The following is a 5,095-nucleotide window of genomic DNA, read 5'->3' as shown; positions in this document are numbered from 1 at the left end:
GCCGTCGTCGGCTTCGAAGACGATCGCCGTCGCCGCACCGCGCCCTGCTTCCACGTGCCGGTCCAGGCAGTTGTACGACGCGTTGAGCTCGCCGTCTTCGAACCAGGTGTAAAACGGCGCGTTCGACTCGTCGAGCACCTTCGTAAACGGCTTGCGCCAGCTCAGCGCCTCGCGCGCAAGCCTCGCCCAGAAGCCGTCGTAATCGCGCTCGGCCTCGGCCATCAGCGCGCGATACGCATCCATGCCCGAAATCGCCGCCTGTGCCTGTAATTGCGCAGGCGGCGCAAAAACGCGGCTCTCATGAAGGACAGATTCAATCGCAGACATCGACTACTCCCATATCGACAAACGTAAAAATTCGTGAGTCCGGTGCCGATCGTGCAGAACGCCCGTCGGCCATGTGACGCAATGCGCTCCGCTCAGCCGCATTCATCGATGCGGCATGGCGGCGCTATGCCGCAGCATTTGCGCAGCGTCTTTTTCTTACCGTCTTTCTCACATTCCTATACCGTGACTTGCCGGCTACCCAGCGTACGAAAGCGTACGCGTGTCCGCACGCCACAGCATGTTTCTCGCAGGCGCTAGCGCCCGCCCATTCCAGCATGCGAAATGCGATTTCGCGCACAGCGCGGTACAATAACGCGCTTTTCTGTTTCATGCTATGTAGGCCTCCGCATTGGGCGCCTTCATTTTGCTGCCCCCCTCCCCACAGCATCCAGCCATGACACTCATCAAACAGGAAGATCTGATTCAAAGCATTGCCGATGCACTGCAGTACATCAGCTACTACCACCCCCTCGACTACATTCAGGCACTGGGCCGCGCTTACGAGTTGGAAGAAAGCCCGGCCGCGAAGGACGCTATCGCCCAGATTCTGACAAACAGCCGCATGTGCGCCGAAGGCCGTCGTCCGATCTGCCAGGACACCGGCATCGTGACCGTCTTCGTCAAGGTCGGCATGGACGTGCGGTGGGGCAGCGAAAACGGTCCTGCGTCAATGAGCGTGACCGATATGATCAACGAGGGCGTACGGCGCGGCTATCTCAATCCGGACAACGTGCTGCGCGCGTCCATCGTGAACCCGCCCGAAGGCGCACGCAACAATACGAAGGACAACACGCCGGCGGTGATTCACTATGAGATCGTGCCGGGCGACAAAGTCGATGTGCAGGTTGCCGCCAAGGGCGGCGGCTCCGAGAACAAATCGAAGTTCGCGATGCTGAACCCGTCGGACTCCATCGTCGACTGGGTCTTGAAGACGGTCCCCACGATGGGTGCCGGCTGGTGCCCGCCGGGCATGCTCGGCATCGGCATCGGCGGTACGGCCGAAAAAGCGATGGTCATGGCGAAGGAATCGCTGATGGAGTCGATCGACATCCAGGAAATCATCGCCCGTGGCCCGCGCGACTGGATCGAGGAACTGCGCGTCGAACTGTACGAAAAGGTCAACGCGCTCGGCATCGGCGCGCAGGGCCTCGGCGGACTTGCGACGGTACTGGACGTGAAGATCATGGCCGCGCCGACACACGCCGCCTCGAAGCCGATCGCGATCATCCCCAATTGCGCGGCAACGCGCCACGCGCACTTCACGCTCGATGGCTCGGGCATTGCCAAGCTCGACGCGCCGCCGCTCGACGCCTGGCCGAAAGTGCAATGGGTTGCCGATACGGAAACGAGCAAGCGTGTCGATCTCGACACGTTGACGCCTGAAGAAGTGGCGAGCTGGAAGCCAGGCCAGACGCTGCTGCTGTCAGGCAAGATGCTCACGGGTCGCGATGCGGCGCACAAGCGCATCGCCGATATGCTCGCCAAGGGTGAAAAGCTGCCGGTCGATTTCAAGAACCGTGTCATCTACTACGTCGGCCCCGTGGATCCGGTGCGCGACGAAGTGGTCGGCCCGGCCGGCCCGACCACGTCCACACGCATGGACAAGTTTACCGAACTGATGCTCGCGCAGACCGGGCTTATCTCCATGATCGGCAAAGCCGAGCGCGGCCCCGTGGCGATCGAGGCCATCAAGAAGCACCAGGCGGCTTACCTGATGGCCGTCGGCGGCGCCGCTTATCTGGTGTCGAAGGCGATCCGGGGCGCGAAGGTGCTCGCCTTCGAAGATCTCGGCATGGAAGCCATCTACGAGTTCGACGTGACGGATATGCCGGTGACGGTCGCCGTCGATTCGAACGGCACGTCGGTACACGAGACGGGCCCCAAAGCGTGGCGCGCGAAGATCGGTAAACTCCCGGTCGTTCCGGCATAACAGTTCTCGCCGTTTGGCACCGCTTGCCAAGCCGGACCTTCGGGTCCGGCTTTCCTACGGCCCCTGAATGGCCCGTTGGGAGCGCCCAATCGGCCAATCGGCCTGTTCTGCGCAAGCGGCCTTGGCTTTTGCAGTCGCACCGTTTATCGTTGACAGTGGCAAGCCAAATCAACAGGGGACAAAGGAAAAATCATGCAAGGCGATCAGAAAGTCATCGATTACCTCAACGCGCAGCTGAAAAACGAACTCACGGCGATCAATCAGTATTTCCTCCACGCGCGGATGCTGCAGCACTGGGGCCTCGAAAAGCTCGGCAAGCATGAGTACGATGAGTCGATCGGCGAAATGAAACACGCCGACATGCTGATCGAACGCGTCTTTGTACTCGGTGGCCTGCCGAATCTGCAAGACCTGCATAAGCTGCTCATCGGCGAGGAAACGAGGGAAATCCTCGAATGCGATTTGAAGCTCGAGCAAATATCGCAATCGACTTGCAAGGAAGCGATCGTTTATTGCGAATCTGTACGCGATTTTGTCTCGCGCAATATTTTCGAGTCAATCCTGCACGACACTGAGGAACATATCGATTGGCTCGAAACGCAGCTTGAATTGATCGATAAAATCGGAATCCAGAATTATCAGCAATCGGCCATGGGATCGGTGGAATCGTAATGATTTCCGGATTTGGATTAGCCGAAGCCCGGCTTCTTTTTCGCGGCGCTCCTTATCGATTGCGTTGTTCCCTTTCCGGGGGGTTTCGATTTTCGGCTTTCCGGTCCTGCGTTCGTCTCTCATGACCCTAAAACAAGATGTGCCCGCGAGCACGCCCACGGGCGTCTCCCCGGCTGCGGCGTGCGCTGCCGCAAGCCCAGCGGATGGCCCGGTAGGCGTGTTTGATTCCGGCCTAGGGGGTCTTTCGGTGCTGCGCGCAGTGCGCGCCCAAATGCCTGACGAGCCGCTGCTTTATGTGGCCGATTCCCGTTACGCCCCCTACGGCGAGCGTGACAACGCGTTTATCGTCGAGCGCACGCTGGCCATCGGTGAATGGCTGATGTCGCAAGGCGCAAAGGCCCTCGTTGTTGCGTGCAATACCGCGACGGCCGAATCCATCGCACTCGTCCGCGAGCGGCTCGCTATCCCGGTGGTGGGCGTCGAGCCTGGCATCAAGCCGGCCGCCACCCACTCCCAAACCCGTGTGGCAGGCGTTCTGGCAACGCAGGTAACGCTTCGAAGCGAACGGTTTCAAGCGCTCGTCGCGCGCCATGGCGCCGATTGCCGATTCATCTGTCAACCGGGACACGGCCTCGTGGAAGCCATCGAGCGTTGCGACGTCGATTCGCCCCCGCTGCGCGAACTGCTCACCCGCTACCTGGAACCAATGCTCGCAGCCGGCGCCGATACGCTAGTGCTCGGCTGCACGCACTATCCGTTTCTCGATGCCACGATTCGAGACATCGTCGGCGAACGGCTCACACTCATTGATACGAGCATTGCCATCGCACGGCAACTCGAACGAGTCCTCGACACCCATGGCCTGCGTGCGCGCCCACCGGCCAGTGCGCTGTTGCCACGGTTTTGTTCGACGAGCGACGGTGCACACCTTCGTGAACTCGCAGCACGCCTGCTCGGGCTCGACGCGGCCGTGGAACGGATCGACATTCCGCTGCGCCCGTCTACCCAGCATGAGCCTGAGGCGGCCTGCGGGTAGCGCTCACGTGCTGGCCCGCTGGCCGTACGGCTGATCAGGACGTCTCAAGCCCCGCTTGCCAACAGTGCGGGCACCCACGGTTTGCTCAAAAAAGTTGCATCAACACTCTTGCCAAGCGCCGCAAACGAAATGATAATAGTTCGCATTACTGTTTGCTATCGCAGTTAGCCATGATCGTTTGTGTGTGCAAGACCGTCTCTGATCGGAAGATCCGGGCCGCCATCGCCGAGGGCATCGATACGTTCGATGAGCTGCAATTCGAGCTCGGCGTGGCCACCTGTTGCGGCAAGTGTGAGGAGTCGGTCCGCCAGGTCATGGCTCAGTGTGGCGTATGTCCGACACGCTGCGGCGTCGAGGCTGCGGCTACCGTGCATCCCGTGATCGTCTATGAGCCCGAAGCCGCTTAGCACGGCGTGCCCAGTTCCGCTTTCCCCGTAATCTGTCGTAAGAAAGTCCGTCATCCAACCTCGGGACCGCGGGCACCCCTCGATGAGGCTGGACGCAATAGCGTTTTGCTGCCGTGACGACAGTTTGCACGCAGCACACGGCCTTCAGGCGGTGCCACGGCTTTCTTGCTCGTCGCAAACACGGCGGGAAGGATCGGAATCGAGACGCTCGCCAAGCGCTTGGCGCTTATGGCCAACCGAATCATGACACTGCGATCCAACACGAACAGCAACCAAGACTTGTCCATGATTTCGGGAACGCATTCCCGTATCGTCTCAGCGGCGGCGATCGTCGCAGTTGTGCATGTTGCCTTGATCGCCACTGTCGCGCGCATGAACGGGCAGCCCCCCCTTCCTCAGGCGCTCGAATCCCCCGTCATCACGGCCCAGCTTTTGAGCCAGGAAACGTCGGCTGACCCGCTCGTTCAGCAACCGGCCCACTCTGCCTCGCCGGCGCCAATGCCGGTGGCCCACCCAATAGCGAGAGCCAATACTCATCCGGCAGTTGCACACGCGAGGCCCGCCACCGCGCCTGCGCCACAGCCTGCGGCGAGCCCACCGCCTGCCCCCTCACCCTCTGAGGCATCCGCGAATCCAACGCCCGACGCGGCATCGCCGCGTGAGAGCACCGACGCCTCATCAAGCAAGCCGGGCCAAGAAGCGCAGCGACAGGCACCGGCTACT

General features: G+C 61.1%; 5 protein-coding genes and 1 pseudogene. 5 read left to right on the top strand and 1 reads right to left on the bottom strand.

Annotated features, from left to right (window positions below):
- Nucleotides 1-327, bottom strand: a 327-nt coding sequence (locus tag VL598_RS15035) for an acetyl-coenzyme A synthetase N-terminal domain-containing protein (RefSeq protein ID WP_325327529.1), incomplete at its 3' end; no start/stop codon positions are given.
- Between the two features lie 394 nt (nt 328-721).
- Between VL598_RS15035 and VL598_RS15030 the strand changes: the two genes are divergently transcribed.
- The 5 genes and pseudogenes from VL598_RS15030 to VL598_RS15010 form a co-directional block, all read left to right on the top strand.
- Complete coding sequence (locus VL598_RS15030) at nt 722-2,257, top strand: fumarate hydratase (protein WP_325327528.1); 1,536 nt, start codon at nt 722-724, stop codon at nt 2,255-2,257.
- 192 nt (nt 2,258-2,449) lie between these two features.
- The gene (gene bfr / locus VL598_RS15025; RefSeq protein WP_325327527.1) at nt 2,450-2,929 is read left to right on the top strand and encodes a bacterioferritin; all 480 of its coding nucleotides are present in this window, start codon (nt 2,450-2,452) and stop codon (nt 2,927-2,929) included.
- Between the two features lie 121 nt (nt 2,930-3,050).
- Nucleotides 3,051-3,965 (top strand): glutamate racemase, encoded by a 915-nt coding sequence (murI, locus tag VL598_RS15020; protein ID WP_325327526.1) that lies wholly within the window; start codon nt 3,051-3,053, stop codon nt 3,963-3,965.
- Nucleotides 3,966-4,135: 170 nt separating this feature from the next.
- Nucleotides 4,136-4,372: a (2Fe-2S)-binding protein gene (locus VL598_RS15015; protein ID WP_325327525.1), complete on the top strand. Its 237-nt coding sequence runs from the start codon at nt 4,136-4,138 to the stop codon at nt 4,370-4,372.
- A gap of 243 nt (nt 4,373-4,615) precedes the next feature.
- Nucleotides 4,616-5,095 (top strand): annotated as a pseudogene (locus VL598_RS15010) (hypothetical protein); the annotation flags it as partial.

This window comes from Trinickia sp. (assembly GCF_035492435.1).
GTDB lineage: Bacteria > Pseudomonadota > Gammaproteobacteria > Burkholderiales > Burkholderiaceae > Trinickia.
This window is presented reverse-complemented; position numbering and strand designations above follow the sequence as displayed.